Here is a 17,469-nt window from a genome sequence, read left to right on the forward strand (position 1 = left end):
AAATCATCTATCTCCCTTAACTCCATCAATGGTTGGCTCCTCCCCCCCATTGATGGAGATTTTTTTAGTCTTACTTTTCAGCTTTGCTGAATTAGTAAGACTTATGCATGCGCTTTGCTCAGGCGTTCTCCATTTATACTTTTCAGCTTTGCTGAATTAGTAAGATTGATGCACAACTAAAATCATAATAAAAAAAGACTAATCCACCAAAATGGATTAGTCCTAATTTTTTAAAAGAAGTTGCATCTCACAACTTCTTTCATCTGAGCATGAAGTAAAGTTGCCAACCATTTACTTTAATCTGTTAAACTATCAACGATAATCATCTCATCATAATTAATCGCTTCACGTAATTTTAGCGCAGTAACTTCACTAATTTCTTCGTCTTCAGTAAGTTGATTCAGAACACGACGCTGTTCTCTAAGTGCACCCAATTTAATTTTAGTGATAGAAGTTTCACTTTTTGGATTAAAGAAATTAGAAGGCGTTAAGTTTTCAATTCTCATTAAATAACTATCACAAATCATGCCTACTTCTAATTTATTTTCTTCAGTCGTTTCTTTACCTAAACGACTAACTACACGATAATGCACGGTCCTCATAACATTAGAAATTTCTCTCAAGTTTTCAATCACTGATAACGAGGATGCTGCATTCGTTCTCACTTTTGTTTTAATTCTACTTTTTAAAATAAATGTTTTTAATTCTACTTTAATACGTTGAATTAGAGAAGATTGTTTATAAACCTGAGTACGTTCCGCATAGCGCATATAGTTATCTAAGATATTTGTTGTTATATCACCATTAGATACCAAACTATTCAACGTATTATTTTCAACATCAAAAGCGATTTTTTGTAACCGTTCTAACTCTTTGGTATTTTCATCTTCGTTCTCAACGGTTTTAAGAAATGCTAATTTATCATGATATTCTTTAATAACATTACCATATAGATAACTAGATTCTTCAGAAGATAATTTATTTAAGTGTTCTATAACATTTTCTAAAATATATACCCTTGCTTTTTTAAAGCTCATACCGTGTTGTTTTGGTTGAACCGCATTAGGTGTCACAATAGGTAGCACAAATTGTGCAATAATTAAACTTATAATGACCATACCGGATGCGATAAATAATAAGTCATCTCTAAATACAAACGAATGATGATCTGCCAACATATAAGGTAATGTTAAGGCAATCGCTAAAGAAATTGTCCCATGTACACCACACAACGTCATAATAAAAGCATACATACCACGTTTCGGTGGTTTCTCAGTGACTTTCGTATTGTCTTCATAATTCGTAAGTATTTTTTGGAATGGACTGATTGGTAAATAAAAATAAGGATATAAAACAAAAACCCATAAAAATCTAAATAAATATATTGCTAAAGCAATTAAAACTGTAACTACAATTAGAAAAATAAAATTATGGGGTTCATTTTCTATAATTCGACCAACAAGTTCTGGAACTAAAAATCCTAAAATAGAAAAAACAAAACCATTTAATGCATAGCCCAATATATTCCAGGTATGGTTATAACTCATTTGTAATCTAGTACGTGCTTGTGCAATTCGGTCGCGTTCAAAACCATGTACCAAACCTGCTACTACAGCTGCAATAATACCTGAAGAATGAAACATTTCAGCAACGAGATATGTAATAAAAGGCGTCACAAGCTGTATAAATGTAAACATATTTATATTTTCTATACCTCTTCTGGAAAGTGATACTCTAAACCTAACGAGTGCTACGCCAATAATTAAACCGACAATAAATCCACCAATTGAGGATACTAAAAATTGTTCAACTGCATTCACCATTGAAAAGCCACCCGTAATCAATGCAGCTACAGCAATTTTAAAAGATATGATACCAGCAGCATCATTTAATAATGATTCACCCTCTAAAATTGTCATAGAGCCTTTGGGTAGTACTTTACCATTCGTAATTGCTTGAACAGCAACAGCATCAGTTGGACATAAGATTGCAGCTAGCGCAAACGCGGCAGCTAATGGAAGCTCAGGCCAAATCCAATGTACAAATAAGCCAACTACGATTACAGTAGTTACTACAAGACCTAATGCCATCATTAAAACCGGTTTGATATAACGCCTTAAATGCACACGAGAGACTTTTACACCTTCAACAAATAATAGCGGTGCTATCAAGGCAACCATAAATAATTCCGAATCAAAATGGAACTCGACGGGAACTGGTGTAATATACAGTAACATACCGAGGATAATTTGAATAAAAGCTAAAGGAATTTTAGGTAATAGTATATGCACTAAAGAACTTGCGATTACTACCGCTAAAAATATAAGTATCGTTTCGAATATTTGCATGGTTTCACCTCTTTTCAACATTTAAACTTTCATAATTGTTGAGGTTGAAACAAAAATACAATCGTTTATTTATGAACATATTGTGTCTCAAACTCTTACATATCCTTGTTTATATGAACAATGATGTTTACCAGATATGTATTTTTTTACATTAACACAATTACAAATATATATAATTTTATCATTTTTTTAGTAGCCACTAAAATGTATTGCACTTCAACCATGATAAAATTTTGTTATTTCACAAACATCAATACTAACAAAACATTTATAACGTTATATATAAATAGCGGATTAGAGATCAAACTTAATTTTGATTTCTAACCCGCCTAGTCTAGTATATAACCTACAAGTAGGTTGTATTTAAATTAATACTTATCTTGTTCTTTTTCATTAATTTTATGTCTACGCTCTTCACGTATTTGAGCACGTTTTTTCAATTGTTCAAATGTGTCATTTTCCGAAGCGCTTAATAAGATACTTGTTTGTTTAGGTGCATCACTTTTCCTATACATATAAGCGCCTGTTCGGTATGCTGCTCTAGATATTAAGTGCCCACCTACTGGAGAAGTCAAATTGATAAATACCAATGCTAAAATCATCCTAACACTTAAATAACCTTGTGAAGAAATGAAATAAATGACAACACCTACCAGCGTTAACAATACCGATAATGTAGAACTTTTCGTAGAGGCATGACTTCTTAAAAATACGTCTTGGAACTTAATAAGACCAATTGCACTAATCAAAGCTATAATACTGCCCAAGAACATCATAAACGCTGCAATTAAATTAACGATTTCGCTTGTTATTTGCATTAAAGACATGCCCCCCCTCTATAAATCTTGAAATAGAAACGGTGCTTACAAAGGAAATGATCGCAATCAACAAGATAGAATCTAAGAAAGAAAAAGTACCAAAAACAATACTTAACACACCAACCGTTGACATTAATATGGCACTAGCAGTATCAAATGCAACCACCCTATCAGCCGTCGTTGGTCCTTTTACTAACCTAAACAACGTTAAAATAAGTGCGATACCAAACAAAATAATTGAACTTGTTATAAAGAAATTTATCAGTGATTCGATCATTCTGCCACCTCCAATATGAGACCTTCATATTGTCTAATACTTTTAAGCAGTTTCTGTTTTTCCTTTTCAGAGATATCAATTGCATGTATAAAAATCTTTTTTCTTTCCTTTGAAATTCTAATAACTGTGGAACCAGGTGTAATTATAATTAGAATCGTTAAAAATGAAACTTCCCAATCTGTTTCTAAAGTCGTTTCATATCTAACTAAACCAGGATTTAAGTCTTTCGTTTTAAATAAAATGTAGTTGATTGTGGTCATACTTGATGTAATTAACTGATATAAGTATACCGTTAAAAATTTAAATGCTACCCAAACTTTTTTTAAATAAAATTGTTGGCCAAAAAAACGATGTAGTATATAAATAACTACTAAACCAATTAGATAACCTGAGAAGAAGGTAGAAGCTTTAAATGATTCTTCATCTTGAAATAGCACCCATAAAAATGCAATGACCATATTAAGTAAGACTTGTCTCATTATTTCTCCTCCTTCACTAAATGAGGATTGACCATTTTTTCATATAATCCATCATCCATATTTAAATGGGTAGCATTATCAGTTACTTTGAAAATCAATGGTGCCGCTAGTCCCATACCAATAATTGCTGCTACAAGAATGCCGATTAAGCCTTTACGATATCTAGGAATTGGTTTGAAGTCTATATGTTCACCTTTATCAGAATTACCTAAATACATTGTGAAGAAAATTCTAAACAAGCTAAACATACCAATTAGACTAGTTAAAATCATCAAAGTTAAACCAATATAATTACCATTTTCAACAGCACCTTTAAAAATAAATACTTTTCCAGGGAAACCACTAAATGGTGGCACACCACCAATTGCTAAAATCATTACCACAAATGCTACACCAAAGAATGGTTCTCTTTTAGCTAAACCATATAAATTTTTATATTGTCGATAACCAGTAATATATACTAAGCTACCAATGATAAAGAATAGCAATGTTTTCACAACAATATCATTTGTCAGATAAAAAATAGCACCATTGACACCTGAAATTGTATTTGATCCTAGACCTAAAATTATAAAACCAATAGAAAGAATAACTTGATATGCTGCTATTTTTTTAATATCTCGATAAGCTAAGACGCCAAATGCACCAATTAACATCGTTATACAAGATAAGACAACCAATAGTGGATGTGTAATACCACTATAATTATCAAATAACAGTGTGAAGAAACGAATCAAGGCATAAGCGCCTACTTTTGTCATTAATGCTGCAAATAATGCTGCTAACTCAGTGTTTAAAACAGCATATGCTTTCGGAAGCCACATGAATAATACAAGCGCAGCTTTGGCACCAAATGCAATTAAAAACACCATTGAAATAATTACTACTGAACTTTCTCCTTGCATCTCAGTTAGTCTTTGCGCTACTAAAGCAAAGTTTAAGGTGCCAGTAAGTTTGTATAATAAACCGATGCCTAATAATAACAACCAAGAACCTAAAATATTAAGTACAACGTAAATAATAGCTGCACGTAACTGTTCAACTGATTGTCCTAACGTAATTAACACAAACGACGCAAGCAACATTACCTCAAACATGACATATATATTAAATAAATCTGCAGTTAAAAACGAACCAATAACGCCTACTGTTAAAAACAGAATAAAACTCGGTAAGTAATAACGAATTGCTCTTTTTTCTCTGCTACCAAAACCATATGCCATAATTAACGTAACGACAAAACTCGATGTCGTGACCATGAGTAAACTCAATGAATCACCAACAAATTGAATTCCATAAGGTGCTTTCCAGCCACCAAAATCTAAAGCGATTGGCTTATGTTGCATAACATAAATCAATAACAATAAAGATATGATTGTCGTAATAGACATTGTGCCAATTGAAAAAATTCTTGATAATCTGCTATGTGTACGGATAAATACCAGTACAAGCGCACAAATTGCTGGCAGAAGTAATGGCAGAATTAACAAATTACTCATCATTATCGTCATCACCTCTTAACACATCAATTTCATCTTCTTTAGTAACTCGATATGTTCTATATACGAGCACAAGTAAAAACGCGGTCATGGCAAAACCTATCACTATAGCAGTCAATACAATAGCTTGCAACAATGGATCTACGAAATTTTTACTACCTTCACCAATAAGTGGTTCTACCATATTCTTACCATAGCGACCCATACTCATGATAATTAAATTTCCTGCGTGTGTATAAATTGAAATACCTATGACGATACGGATTAAATTGACTGATAATATCATATACGTTCCTATAAATATTAAGAAGCCAATCACCATTAACAATATCAAATTCATGAGCGACCACCACTTATGGATAGCATAACTGTTACTACAACGCCTACGACCGCTAAAACAATGCCAGCTTCAAAAAGCGTAACAGTTGTTAAATGTACTTCACCTAATATCGGTAATTGAACGTATGCATCTGTTTGGTAAAGGAACGGTTTACCAAAGAACATTGGTATGACAGCAGTAGCAAATGATACTAAAGACCCGGTGATCATTAATATTCTAAAATCAAGTGGTAAAGCGACTAATACTTGTTTAACGTCGAAGGCCAAGAACATAAGTAAAAATGCAGAACTGAATACAAGTCCACCGATAAATCCACCGCCAGGATTATTATGTCCTGCTAAAAATAAGTAGAACCCGAATGTTAACAATATAAATACAACAATTTTAGTAATTGTTCGTAAGACTACATCATTCTCTTTCATCTTGACCCCTCCGTTCTTTAAAGTTAAGTAATGTATAAATACCCAAACCAGCGATGATTAATACCATACCTTCAAATAAGGTATCCATAGCACGAAAATCACCAAGAATAGCATTTACAATATTTTTACCGCCTGCAAGTTTATATGCATCGTGATAAAAAGTTGAAATCGTTGGCATAGTTTGACCCTGCTGAGCAATGAAAACAAGTGTAACTACAGTAATCGCCATCATTAATGAAACAATAATCTTAACAGCTTCTCGTTTCTTATGAACTTTTGAACGTGGTACGTTTGGTAAGCGTGAAAAACTTACAATAAACAATATTGTAGTTATTGTTTCTACCACTAATTGCGTCAGCGCTAAGTCTGGTGCTTTCATTAAAATGAAGAATATCGTTACACAATAACCAATAATACCGTTTAATATTACCATCGTTAAACGTTGACGAATAAACGTTAAAGCAATACCTAGAATAAATACAACAATTAACGTGATGATTTCTAATGGACCAAATTCACTGACATGTATCTGTTTAACGTCGGGAAATCCAGCTTGGATGATCCCATAAACAACTACTATGATGAAAACCGCTAACGTTAATATAATATAATGATTCAAACGATTATTCATCAATGTACGAATACTATAACCTGAATAATTTTCAAACTGTTTATATGAGTCTAAATAAACATCTGTTATAGATTTGACTCTAATTTTTTCGGATTGTTTTTTCCAATCAATTTTAAGCGCTGCTATAAAACCTACAACAATCACAATGAAACTTAACAACAGCGGTAAATTAAATCCATGCCATTGTGATATATGCGGTGCAATATTATCTACTTTTTCTCCAATTGTGATACTTCGTAATGCCGGTAAAATAATATGATGTCCAAATATATTTGGCACAAAAAACACAATAGGCAACAAAATCATCATAATTGCAGAAGGTAGTGTAAATAAAAATGGTTCATGAGGACTTTGTACTGGTGAATCATTATGTTTAAAGTCTCCCCAGAAAACTTCCTTAATCATGTAAACTGCATAAATAAGCGTGAAAATACTAGCAACAACACCTATCACTGCAATAATGATTGTTAAAATGATATTAAATTGAGGTAATTGGTATGAACTTACCAAACCATCAAAAAACATTTCTTTACTTAAGAAACCATTAAGAAATGGGATGCCAGCCATAGATAAAGCTGAAAGTAACATAACTACATGTGTAATTGGCAGTACTTTTCTTAATCCAGACAATTTACGTATATCCCTCGTACCTGTTTCATGATCAATGATACCAACGCCCATAAACAAAGCACCTTTAAATAACGCATGATTCATCAAATGGAAAAGACCTGCGAAGAGAATAAGGCTGTAAACTTTAGATAGTTCACCAGTAGTATGTTGTGCAAATCCTCCACCGAGACCGACCATAGAAACAATCATACCTAGTTGACTGATTGTAGAATAAGCTAAGATACCTTTTAAATCATATTGTCGAGTGGCATTAACCGCCCCAAAAATCATTGTTATCAATCCAACAAAAGTGACACAATAAATATAAAAATCACTTAGCCCTAAAACAGGCGTAAATCTAAATAGTAAAAATATACCTGCTTTTACCATTGTGGCAGAGTGTAAATAAGCACTCACGGGTGTCGGTGCTTCCATGGCTTTTGGTAACCAAATATGGAAAGGAAATTGCGCTGATTTAGTAAATGCACCTAAAAGCAACAAGATAATAATTGGTATAAACAACTGACTATCAGCTATTTTGTCACTTTGCGCAATGATCGATGTAATAGAATTTGTACCCGTAACAATATAAATCATGATAAAACCTGTTAATAGTGCAAGACCACCAAAAACTGTGATCATAAACGATTGGATAGCACCAAATTGACTTGCACCTTTACTGTACCAGTAAGCAATAAGTAAGAAAGATGATACACTCGTCAATTCCCAGAATACATACATCAAAATTGTATTATTTGCTGTAACAATACCAAGCATACTGAACATAAATAACAATAAGTATATATAAAAACGCGGTAAATGATCATGTTCTTTTGATAAGTATTGTGTAGCATAATAAAACACCGCTAGTCCAATGAGCGATATTAACAAACTAAAAAATAAACTTAATCCATCTAGTCTAAAATCTATATTTATATCCAATAATGTGAGCCAAGGGATTTTAATTGATACAAATTGCCCCTTCATTACTTGTGGCAATTGCCATAGAAAGTAAACAGAAGAAATGATTGGAGCGATTAAAGCGATTGGCCCAGCAAATTTATGAAATTTTCGTTTCGTCATTGTGAGCAAAAGTACCATCATAATTAAAATGATCGCACTCAGTAAATAAACTAAACTCATCCTATACCCCCTTTAACTATAATTTACAAATTTAAAGCTATCGTTGTTTTGCTAGATTTTGTAGAAATACCTATAAACTTCATTGTTTCAAAGGTTGTTTGATGTCCTAAGTACTTTTGAATAATCGATATTGAAATACCTGATTGATAAGCATGATAGGCAAATGTTTTACGCAACGTCGTCAAACCAATATGTAACATTCCTAAATCTTCTGCAGCAAGATGAATAATGCGATAAGCTTGCTGTCGCGATAGACCTTTTAATGTCCTATTAGACTGAAATAACAACTCATCATTCTTCAATTGTTGTTCTGATATATATGTCATTAATTCATTTCTCAAAGTTTCTGGTAATCTAATCTGAATTTTAGGTGCATGCGTCTCTATCCAATAGTGTTTTATATCATCGTCCTCTATTTTCACATCACTTACATTTAAATTTAATAATGAGGAAAGCTTCACACCAGTATGTATAGCAAACTTAAACAACAGATAATCACGCATGGATTTGGCTTTTAAAACCTCATACATCGCTTTTATCTCATTAGTATTCCTAATAGGGTCTACTTGATTCATAAATTCACCTCTGAATTAATTAATGTTGCATATTTAATGATATATCATGTTTTTGTCACATGAAAGTATTTTGTCTAATTTTTTCAAATTTTTTTGACCCATTTGAAATTTAATAACGATATATATAGTGAAAGGAGGTTAGGCAAATGAACCAAATCAGTCACTTAGCCGTCACTATGTCACGAATAACATATGACAAAGATGGAAAAGCTACACAATTTAAACGTCACTTTGCAAATCTGAATACCCAAGCAACAACTGATCAAATTAAAAGTTTCAAATCTATCATCGAACAAATCACTGGAGAAAAATTTGAAACAGTGGAAATCATTAAAACTGAAACAGTTAATTAAGGAGGTTAAATATTATGAGTCAAACTTTAGAACTTATATTCAATGATGCTGTTAACAAAGACATTAAATTACAATTACCCAAAATAGAGCACTTCATCAATGAAAGTACAGTAAAAGACGGAATGAACAAATTAGTTGCTCTAGATATCTTACGTCCTAAGGCGGGGATTCCTACTACAGTGCGTGCAGCACAAATCATAGATAAATCTACAAAATTAATTTTTGAAAGTTAAATCAATAAAATTTTAAACACATGTATCATTTTTCTAGTGTATTTGTATAGTCACTGAAAGCTGAAGTAAACAAATTATATAAACAATCGTAGCAGCCCGATGCACTTAAGCATTAGGCTGCTACCTTGTTTTAAATAAAAAAAGTGACAAAACAACGAATCAAATTGCATTCGCTTTTTATCACATATACGATATTATTTATGATATTTTTTGTTTCTAATCGGTCTTAATCTAACTGTATCACCGAAAAAAATCTTACTTTTTCCTAATTTTTTACACATTGCATATTGTCCGAAAACTTCTGTCACTTGAGCAAGATTTTTATATGATTTCCTAGGATTTAATACTTCAATAAATTGTTCTTTTTGAATTCCTTCATTACTTCCTGCACCTATAAAAAAAGTTTCTTCATCTAATAAGCGTACGATTGAAAGTTGTTTCAATGTAAATTGTCACCACTTCTATATATTTTTAAACCACCAAAAATTCATCTTACTAATTTTTATAGGTCTTGATTTTCAATTTAAATCTAATAATTTCCCTTTAATTATAACATCAACATAAGTATTTTATTATATTTCATTAGTTGTGTACATTATTTTATACTTTCCTCTTTTATAAATAGAAACGAGCATAGGAAAATCCACTCCTTTCCTATATAATATAATTATCTCTGAAGAAAGCGTGATTTAATGATTTTTTTATATTTAGTAGGAATTGTTGCTGGGATGGTTGTTCCTTTTCAAACTTCGATAAATTCAAGATTAAGTCTTTATACGAAGTCTTCATTCTATGCATCTACAATTTCTTTTGCTACTGGAACTACCTTTTTAATCTTAATCAATTTAATTACCAATCCACATGTTTTTACTACTGATTTCTATAGTAATCAATCATTGAGTTACCTATGGTTTGTCGGCGGTATATTAGGTGTTATTTTTCTTACGGGGAATTTATTATTACTGCCGAGATTAGGTGCATCTTTAACCGTCGTAATGACAGTTGCTGGCCAAATTATTATGGGCGTTACAATTGATACTTTTGGTTGGTTTGGCGCGGATGTAGAGCCTTTTACTATGTTTAAAGTATTGGGTATTCTCTTTTTAATGCTTGGCATTATACTTATGAATTATGTACGTAGCAATCCCAAAGATAAAAACATGAATGCTCAGGTATATATTTGGTTGATCATCGGTTTTGTATTCGGCTTTTGTCCACCAATACAAACTGCGATTAATAGCGCATTAGGACAACAGTTACATTCATCAATTTTAGCGTCTTTAATTTCATTTACGATTGGTACCATAGCATTATTCATTCTAACTTTAATCTTCAATAGAACACTTAAGATGAAGGCTTATGATCAGCAAAAAGGCAAATTAAAACCAATTTATTTCATTGGTGGCATACTTGGAGTGATTTTTGTCACTACAAATATTATATTGATGCCACACCTAGGTGCTGCTTTAACTACAATTATTGTGATGTTAGGTCAGATGTTAATGGGCATAATTATTGATCACTTTGGATTATTAGGTACTTATGTTAATAAAATTACGAAGCGAAAAATCGTTGGTATCGTCGCTATGATGATTGGCATCGTACTTTTAAGATTGTTTTAAGTAATGATAGCCTAGAATGTAAAATACAATTTAAATTTATTCAAAAAAATTATGTCCTCCTACCTCACTAATAATAACAGTCCTGGGGTTTGTTTTAATGATAAGAAGCTAAGACAATTAATATGTCTTAGCTTCTTTTTTTCTGTGGCACAGTAGTTATAAAAGCAGTATAATCAGTACAATAATACATCTAGAGGTGACAAATTTTGAAACGTATCTTTATCATATTAACCACGTTACTAACCCTTTTTAGCACAATCGCCCTATCCTTATGGTTTTATTTAAAAACACATAGTAATAACTTTGAAGAGCACATCGAAACAGTTAAAATTTCTTATAAAAAATCACCATTCTTTATAGGAAGACAAGAGCCTTCTCAGTTAGTATCGATCAATTATGATACTTCTCAAGGTGCTATCCACGACTGGTTCGTACAAACCGAAACAAAAGTAACACAAAACCAACCACTTTTTGAGTATTATAATCCTCACATTGAACAACGCATCGCTCAAAAACAAAAGTTATTAGCTCAACTTATTAAAACTAATAAATCTACTTCAGCTGAACTTATTAACTTAAAAACTGAAATTTCCCACTTACAATCTAAACTACGTACTACAATTTTCTCACCCATTTCCGGTACCGTCATCATAACCCCCTCGCATATGCTTTCACAAAACCTACCCTTAATCCAAATCTATGATCCTAAGCCTGTCATAAGAGCAGAGATATCTGAGAAAGAAAAAAACGACTTACATATCAAGGACAAAGTAAAGATAAGTAGTGATATTACAAATAATAGTTTTGGTAAGATTACGCATATATCTAAACTTCCAATCAATCAAACAAATTTATCTAAACCATCTAAATATTTGCTTGAAATTTCACCAAACTCTGATCACATTTTTGGTGAACATGTAAAAATCGAAAAACCAACTACTCTGATAGAAATACCACGTACTGCAATAGATAATGGACAATTTGTTTATTTACTAAGAAATAAAAAATTTATTAAAAAGGTTATTAAATCAGAAAAATCGGGTAATAAAAAAACTATGCTTATCATTGAAGGTTTAAAACCTGGAGATATCATAGCTAGAAATGTTGACACTGTGCGGTCCAAAAATTAGATGTGCACAGTATAAATACAATAAATCTTTAAAATATAATTTGTTTTTTACAGTTTTTATCAAATAGTGGTAAATTGTAAATTTAGAGCAATTATTATAATTAAATGATTGGTGTTTAAATAATTGAATTAATAAATTTAAACATTACCATACCGTTTAATCAGTTTTATGTTTACTTGCTATTTTAATTTAGTTATAATAAACTAAATAATGCTAGTTTTAATATATTTTACCCAAATATATCAGAGCTGTAAATTATGATAAAAACTTTGTATTCAACTTTGAATTAAGACAAATTATTATACAAAAACATTTTTAATATGTATATTAGATTGGGCATATAAATTAGGGAGGAATTAAAAATGGCTATCACCAAAATAAATGACTGTTTTGAACTATTAGCAATGGTAACGTACGCTGATAAATTAAAAAGTATTATCAAAAAAGAGTTTTCAGTAAGTTTCGAAGAATTCGCTGTATTAACATATATTAGTGAACATGAAAGCGAAGAATATTATCTAAAAGATATTATCAATCATTTAAATTATAAACAACCTCAAGTTGTTAAAGCGGTTAAAAACTTATCTCAAGAAGATTATTTTGATAAAAAGCGTAATGAACATGATGAAAGAACAGTTTTAATATTAGTTGATTCTAAACAACGTAAAAAAATCAATGAATTATTATCACGTGTTAACAAGCGTATTCAAGAAGCAAATGATGAAAAAGAAGTATAACTAACTTTAGCTTCCCACATAAAATATCTATCAACATAAAAAACCACTTCGCCGAATTAATTTGGTGAAGTGGTTTTTTATATATACCGAAAAAACTTTAATGTTTTATCTTACCTCCCTTTTGCATCTTTTATGTTTTTGAATGTATTCGTTCTTTTCATACTTAACATTTAGCATTTGAAATCAAAAATAAACATCACATATTTTAACAATTTTATCCTTCTGAGTATTCATTTGTTTTTATAAACGCTAAAAAAACGTCTAAAAAGTGGTTTGGCTCTTCAATATGAGGTGCGTGTCCTGATTGGTTAAAATCAACTATTTCTAAATTATGAAATACCTGATTGTATTCGCGCTTCATTTCTTTAGTAATTAATGGATCATAATTACCATTTACAATTAGTGTAGGAATGCTAGTTTGTTCAAGTACAATGTTTTGATTATATACAGGAAATTCCATTAATGCTCTTGTAGCTATCGCACTTTCTTCAGCTGATTGTCTATTATAAATCAACTGTGATTGAAACCATTTTTTAGCTTTTTCTTGGTCTTTATACATATAAGGTAATAATAAAATCAGAGATTCAGATTTATCAAATCCTTCTATTTCGTCGTCATGTTCAATCATTAATTTGTTTAACTCCAATACACTATCAATAAGATTACATGCGATTAAAGTTAATGACTCAACCATATATTCATATTTATCAACAAAATGTTTAGCAATAAGTCCGCCCATATCATGACCAATTAAATGCGCTTTTTCAATATTTAACTTTTTCATTAATAATTTCAAATCTTCTACGTGGTCTTTTAAATGATACGCATTAGGTTTTGAGGACTTACCATGTCCTCTAACGTCATAAGTAATGACATCATAATTATGTTTTAATTCATCTTTTAATCTACATAGGGAAGCTAGATTGCCATCTAAACCATGAATTAAAATTATAGGAAAGCCTAGACCCTCACGGATGTATGCCAATTTAGTGTTACAACTAATTTCTACTTTTTCCATTGTGGGCCACCTCCTTATATGGTTTATATACCCTCGATTTATGATGCATATGCTCAATTTTAAATATTTAACTGCAACATTTCTTTTTACTATGACCTTATAGTATTGGGCTTTAAAGATAAAAATACCCAACCTACACTTAATGTTTTTGCACATTAAATGTAAGTTGAGTATATGCAACTTATTGTGTTACAACACCACCAAGTAATTAAGAAACTTTAATTTCTTGAAGATATTCTAATTGTGTAATAAATTATGACAATTAATAATAATACCCAAATAACAATAGATGCAATTTGTGTAATCACTGGATTGCTAACCATCGCATCGATTGTTTTTTGGCAAAATAATAAGCCAATTCCGGTAAATTCTAATCTTTTAAAGTAGACACCTGAAATACTAAATATAATACCTACAAAAAAGATAAATTGATGCGCATATAATGATATAGCAACGATACCTAAATTAAACCCAAAAGCGTGCGCAAATACCAAGATAAGCGCTGCTGCTGCAACACTGAGCCCTATCACTCTTTCAAATTTATTACTATAGAGATAATTTTTCCAATCAATCCTTAAATAAATGAAGATTGAAATAGGTAAAATAATTAAACAATAAAAAATGGATAAGCCCGTCGCTGCTTGGAACGGCACATACTGTTTATCATACAAGTAAGATAATAAAATAAAATTGATAATAAAAAATACAATTGGATTTAATTGTAATGTAAATAAATTGCGTTGAATCGTTAAAATTATTTCAGCTGGTGATTTCTTTCTGTATTCTATATAATCCAAATCTTGTGCTTCTGATTTCTTTAACTCTTTTTTCAATTTTCCTTTAATATCATCTATAAGATTGGGAGAAAGACCTTTATGAGTGAAATAATCATTGATATTTTCTATTAATACTTTGTCATTGACTCTCATGATAGGCTCCTTTTTTGTTAAATAAGTATTTTATTTATTAATAAAATTAGACTTTCACTTATTGTAACAATAAAATAACCGACAAGTATATAGCTTTAAACTTGTCGGTTATTATTCATTTTAATAATTACAAGTGAAGATTATTTACCAATATCAATGCGATAAAGTTTAATATTTTTATCACTAGGTGATGGAGAACTAAATTGATAAGATACTTGATTGTCTTGAACATATCCAAAGTTGCCTGTTACTTTATTATAATGTTCCCGAGCAACTGCATCGCTGCTTACAGCATTTTTCACTTCTTTATATGATGGTCCATTTGTGTCGTTGTAACTCATTGATACACGTATGATCTTACCATTATTTTTCTTGCCATCTGCAGTTACCACAAGGACACCATTATCTTTTTTAAATTCATAATAATGTTCTGAGCCATCAGGTTTATATGAATAAACTGGTTTTTTATTATTTTTTAATACTGATTGAATAGAACTTCCTAATTTCGCACCTTCTAATGATTGATCACCATGTTGTAATTCATTAACACTTTGGATAGAGTTCCCTGATGCTGCTTCAACACTTCCTGCAGAAATACCAGAAAATGCCAAACCTGTAACTAAAACTGCTGCACATATTTTTTTCATAAGCACTCTCTCCTTTATATTTAACTTACCTTCATTGTGCTTATTCACATTGTACTATAAACATTACTAAAATAACAGTGATGTTACAAAACGATTACAAAACAATGTGATATTGTAATATCTCAAGAAATCTATCACTCCGTTAAAATTAAGATGCTACTTGAAGATGTTGTTCTATAAATCTGCTCACATCGTTGATAAATTTATCTCTTTCTTCTACAAACGGATATAATCCAGATTCTTCGAAAACTTCAAATTGGGTATTTCCGATATAATCCGCAACTTCTTTTGCTTCAAATATTGTTGTTCTTTCTCCATGTTGTCCAACAATAATTGATGTAGGTAAATCTAATGATTTTAAATAATGCATAACATTATTATCAATAAATGATTGTTTTACCGCTTCAATTTCTGATTTCGTAGACAAACTGTTCGTATTTTCAACTTGTTTTAAGAATTTTTTTGCTTTTCTTTTAGAATAATACAATTGTTTATCAAGAAATTTTTGTTGTGTTTCATCATCCCAATTTCTAATTTTATCCGAATATTTTCTATATAAACGCTCTTCAGGCGTGATGTCATTCAATAGTGTAGGATTCACCATCGTTAATGATGACACTGTTTCCGGATATTGTGTTGCAAATAATGCAGCAATTGAACCACCTAATTCGTGAGCTATGATAGAACATTCATGAATGTATAGATAATCTAATAATTCTTTAATGTCTTTTGCATATGTTCTGAAATTGATTTCATTCGGTTTATCGGAATAGCCATGACCTCTTAAATCGATAAGTACTACCTGATAATCTTTATTAAATTTAGTTTCTAAATCATTAAACACTGTAAAGTTATCAAAAGCAGTATGAATCATGACAATTGCTTTACCTTCACCACTCGTCTTGTAATTTAATGCGATACCATCACTTGTTGTAAATAGGTTCATCCTTTATCTCCCTTTCTTATTAATTGATAAAATGGAAAGTAGTTCTTCCGTAGTTTTAATCGTAAAATCTACTTCTTCTGGTAAAGGTGTTAAATCATTTTCATTATCTTCGTTAAACCAAATGCTTATCATACCCATTGCTCTTGCAGGTGCTACATCATTGAGTGGATCATCACCAACATAAATTGTTTCTTCAGGTTTAGTTCCTAATTGTGACAGCATATCTTCAAAAATTTTAGGGTGTGGTTTGCGGTAGCCTACAGTTTCAGATGTAGATAAGTAATTGATACTATCTTCAATGCCTAGTGCGTGCAGTCGGAATTGCTTGATTTTCGACTTACCATTTGCAATAACACCAGTCAAATAACCATTTTCAGTTAATTTTTCTAAAGTATACTGTGTATCATAATAAGGGAATACATATCTGTAAAAATGCATTTCAAAATCACTAAACAAATCTTTCCAAGTTAGGCGGTCTACGTGAAAATCTTTAATGAGCGCCTTATATAATTCGGGTTTGTCATGATCTTCATCATCATCTAATGCTATAAACTTACGTTTGAAGTCTTCCAATTGTATGCGTACAAAATAGTCATGAAATCTTTCAAACTGCTCTTCTATAAATTTTTCTCTAGATTTTTTTCTATCTAATAATGTTCCTTCTAAATCAAACACAATTGCTTTTACTTGAGTTAAATCCATAATCATAACCT

20 protein-coding genes are annotated in these 17,469 nt (G+C 31.0%); 5 read left to right on the forward strand and 15 right to left on the reverse strand.

Annotated elements, in window-relative coordinates; genetic code table 11:
• Positions 1-296: 296 nt before the first annotated feature.
• The 9 genes from KA926_RS02535 to KA926_RS02575 all read right to left on the reverse strand — a co-directional run bounded on the left by KA926_RS02535 (position 297) and on the right by KA926_RS02575 (position 9,141).
• Positions 297-2,348 (reverse strand): cation:proton antiporter, encoded by a 2,052-nt coding sequence (locus KA926_RS02535; RefSeq protein ID WP_107384667.1) that lies wholly within the window; start codon positions 2,346-2,348, stop codon positions 297-299.
• A gap of 368 nt (positions 2,349-2,716) precedes the next feature.
• Entirely contained in the window at positions 2,717-3,166 is a 450-nt protein-coding gene (locus tag KA926_RS02540; RefSeq protein ID WP_019468407.1) for a Na+/H+ antiporter subunit G, read from the reverse strand.
• Complete coding sequence (gene mnhF2, locus KA926_RS02545) at positions 3,141-3,443, reverse strand: Na+/H+ antiporter Mnh2 subunit F (RefSeq protein WP_019468408.1); 303 nt, start codon at positions 3,441-3,443, stop codon at positions 3,141-3,143. Before mnhF2 ends, KA926_RS02540 begins: the two co-directional genes overlap by 26 nt.
• Positions 3,440-3,922 (reverse strand): Na+/H+ antiporter Mnh2 subunit E, encoded by a 483-nt coding sequence (mnhE2, locus tag KA926_RS02550; RefSeq protein WP_040029960.1) that lies wholly within the window; start codon positions 3,920-3,922, stop codon positions 3,440-3,442. Before mnhE2 ends, mnhF2 begins: the two co-directional genes overlap by 4 nt.
• A complete protein-coding gene (gene mnhD2, locus KA926_RS02555) occupies positions 3,922-5,424 on the reverse strand; it encodes a Na+/H+ antiporter Mnh2 subunit D (RefSeq protein WP_107386494.1) in 1,503 nt (500 codons plus the stop codon). Before mnhD2 ends, mnhE2 begins: the two co-directional genes overlap by 1 nt.
• On the reverse strand, positions 5,414-5,761 hold the full coding sequence (gene mnhC2 / locus KA926_RS02560; RefSeq protein ID WP_019468411.1) for a Na+/H+ antiporter Mnh2 subunit C: 348 nt from the start codon (positions 5,759-5,761) through the stop codon (positions 5,414-5,416). The genes mnhD2 and mnhC2 overlap by 11 nt, the downstream gene beginning before the upstream one ends.
• On the reverse strand, positions 5,758-6,183 hold the full coding sequence (gene mnhB2, locus KA926_RS02565; RefSeq protein WP_107384665.1) for a Na+/H+ antiporter Mnh2 subunit B: 426 nt from the start codon (positions 6,181-6,183) through the stop codon (positions 5,758-5,760). Before mnhB2 ends, mnhC2 begins: the two co-directional genes overlap by 4 nt.
• Positions 6,170-8,566 (reverse strand): DUF4040 family protein, encoded by a 2,397-nt coding sequence (locus KA926_RS02570; protein WP_107384664.1) that lies wholly within the window; start codon positions 8,564-8,566, stop codon positions 6,170-6,172. Before KA926_RS02570 ends, mnhB2 begins: the two co-directional genes overlap by 14 nt.
• 23 nt (positions 8,567-8,589) lie before the next feature.
• Entirely contained in the window at positions 8,590-9,141 is a 552-nt protein-coding gene (locus KA926_RS02575; protein ID WP_107386496.1) for a tyrosine-type recombinase/integrase, read from the reverse strand.
• A gap of 146 nt (positions 9,142-9,287) precedes the next feature.
• Between KA926_RS02575 and sroA the strand changes: the two genes are divergently transcribed.
• Together sroA and KA926_RS02585 are read left to right on the forward strand one after the other, a co-directional pair.
• Positions 9,288-9,494: a sigS mRNA-stabilizing protein SroA gene (gene sroA / locus KA926_RS02580; protein ID WP_019468415.1), complete on the forward strand. Its 207-nt coding sequence runs from the start codon at positions 9,288-9,290 to the stop codon at positions 9,492-9,494.
• A 14-nt stretch (positions 9,495-9,508) separates the two neighbouring features.
• Complete coding sequence (locus KA926_RS02585) at positions 9,509-9,727, forward strand: DUF2922 domain-containing protein (protein ID WP_019468416.1); 219 nt, start codon at positions 9,509-9,511, stop codon at positions 9,725-9,727.
• A 194-nt stretch (positions 9,728-9,921) separates the two neighbouring features.
• Here KA926_RS02585 and KA926_RS02590 read toward each other — a convergent pair whose 3' ends face one another.
• Positions 9,922-10,170: a hypothetical protein gene (locus KA926_RS02590; RefSeq protein WP_107384662.1), complete on the reverse strand. Its 249-nt coding sequence runs from the start codon at positions 10,168-10,170 to the stop codon at positions 9,922-9,924.
• Positions 10,171-10,419: 249 nt separating this feature from the next.
• On the opposite strand from KA926_RS02590, the gene KA926_RS02595 reads away from it, so the two are divergent.
• The 3 genes from KA926_RS02595 to sarA all read left to right on the forward strand — a co-directional run bounded on the left by KA926_RS02595 (position 10,420) and on the right by sarA (position 13,216).
• A complete protein-coding gene (locus KA926_RS02595; RefSeq protein WP_107384661.1) occupies positions 10,420-11,349 on the forward strand; it encodes a DMT family transporter in 930 nt (309 codons plus the stop codon).
• Positions 11,350-11,555: 206 nt separating this feature from the next.
• Positions 11,556-12,479: an efflux RND transporter periplasmic adaptor subunit gene (locus tag KA926_RS02600; protein WP_192959403.1), complete on the forward strand. Its 924-nt coding sequence runs from the start codon at positions 11,556-11,558 to the stop codon at positions 12,477-12,479.
• Positions 12,480-12,841: 362 nt separating this feature from the next.
• Positions 12,842-13,216 (forward strand): global transcriptional regulator SarA, encoded by a 375-nt coding sequence (sarA, locus tag KA926_RS02605; protein ID WP_019468421.1) that lies wholly within the window; start codon positions 12,842-12,844, stop codon positions 13,214-13,216.
• Between the two features lie 214 nt (positions 13,217-13,430).
• On the opposite strand, the gene KA926_RS02610 is transcribed toward sarA, so the two are convergent.
• From KA926_RS02610 to KA926_RS02630, 5 genes are all read right to left on the reverse strand, one after another.
• Complete coding sequence (locus tag KA926_RS02610; protein WP_107383661.1) at positions 13,431-14,234, reverse strand: alpha/beta fold hydrolase; 804 nt, start codon at positions 14,232-14,234, stop codon at positions 13,431-13,433.
• A 218-nt stretch (positions 14,235-14,452) separates the two neighbouring features.
• The gene (locus KA926_RS02615; RefSeq protein WP_192959402.1) at positions 14,453-15,163 is read right to left on the reverse strand and encodes a hypothetical protein; all 711 of its coding nucleotides are present in this window, start codon (positions 15,161-15,163) and stop codon (positions 14,453-14,455) included.
• Positions 15,164-15,303: 140 nt separating this feature from the next.
• Positions 15,304-15,810 (reverse strand): SA0570 family protein, encoded by a 507-nt coding sequence (locus KA926_RS02620; RefSeq protein WP_107383660.1) that lies wholly within the window; start codon positions 15,808-15,810, stop codon positions 15,304-15,306.
• Positions 15,811-15,958: 148 nt separating this feature from the next.
• Positions 15,959-16,756, reverse strand: a complete 798-nt coding sequence (locus KA926_RS02625; protein ID WP_192959401.1) for an alpha/beta fold hydrolase — start codon at positions 16,754-16,756, stop codon at positions 15,959-15,961.
• Positions 16,757-16,759: 3 nt separating this feature from the next.
• Positions 16,760-17,458, reverse strand: coding sequence for an HAD family hydrolase (locus KA926_RS02630; protein ID WP_107386216.1), 699 nt, complete (start codon positions 17,456-17,458; stop codon positions 16,760-16,762).
• Positions 17,459-17,469 lie beyond the last annotated feature (11 nt).

This window comes from Staphylococcus sp. GDY8P94P (genome assembly GCF_017892255.1).
In the GTDB taxonomy this organism is placed as follows: domain Bacteria; phylum Bacillota; class Bacilli; order Staphylococcales; family Staphylococcaceae; genus Staphylococcus; species Staphylococcus cohnii.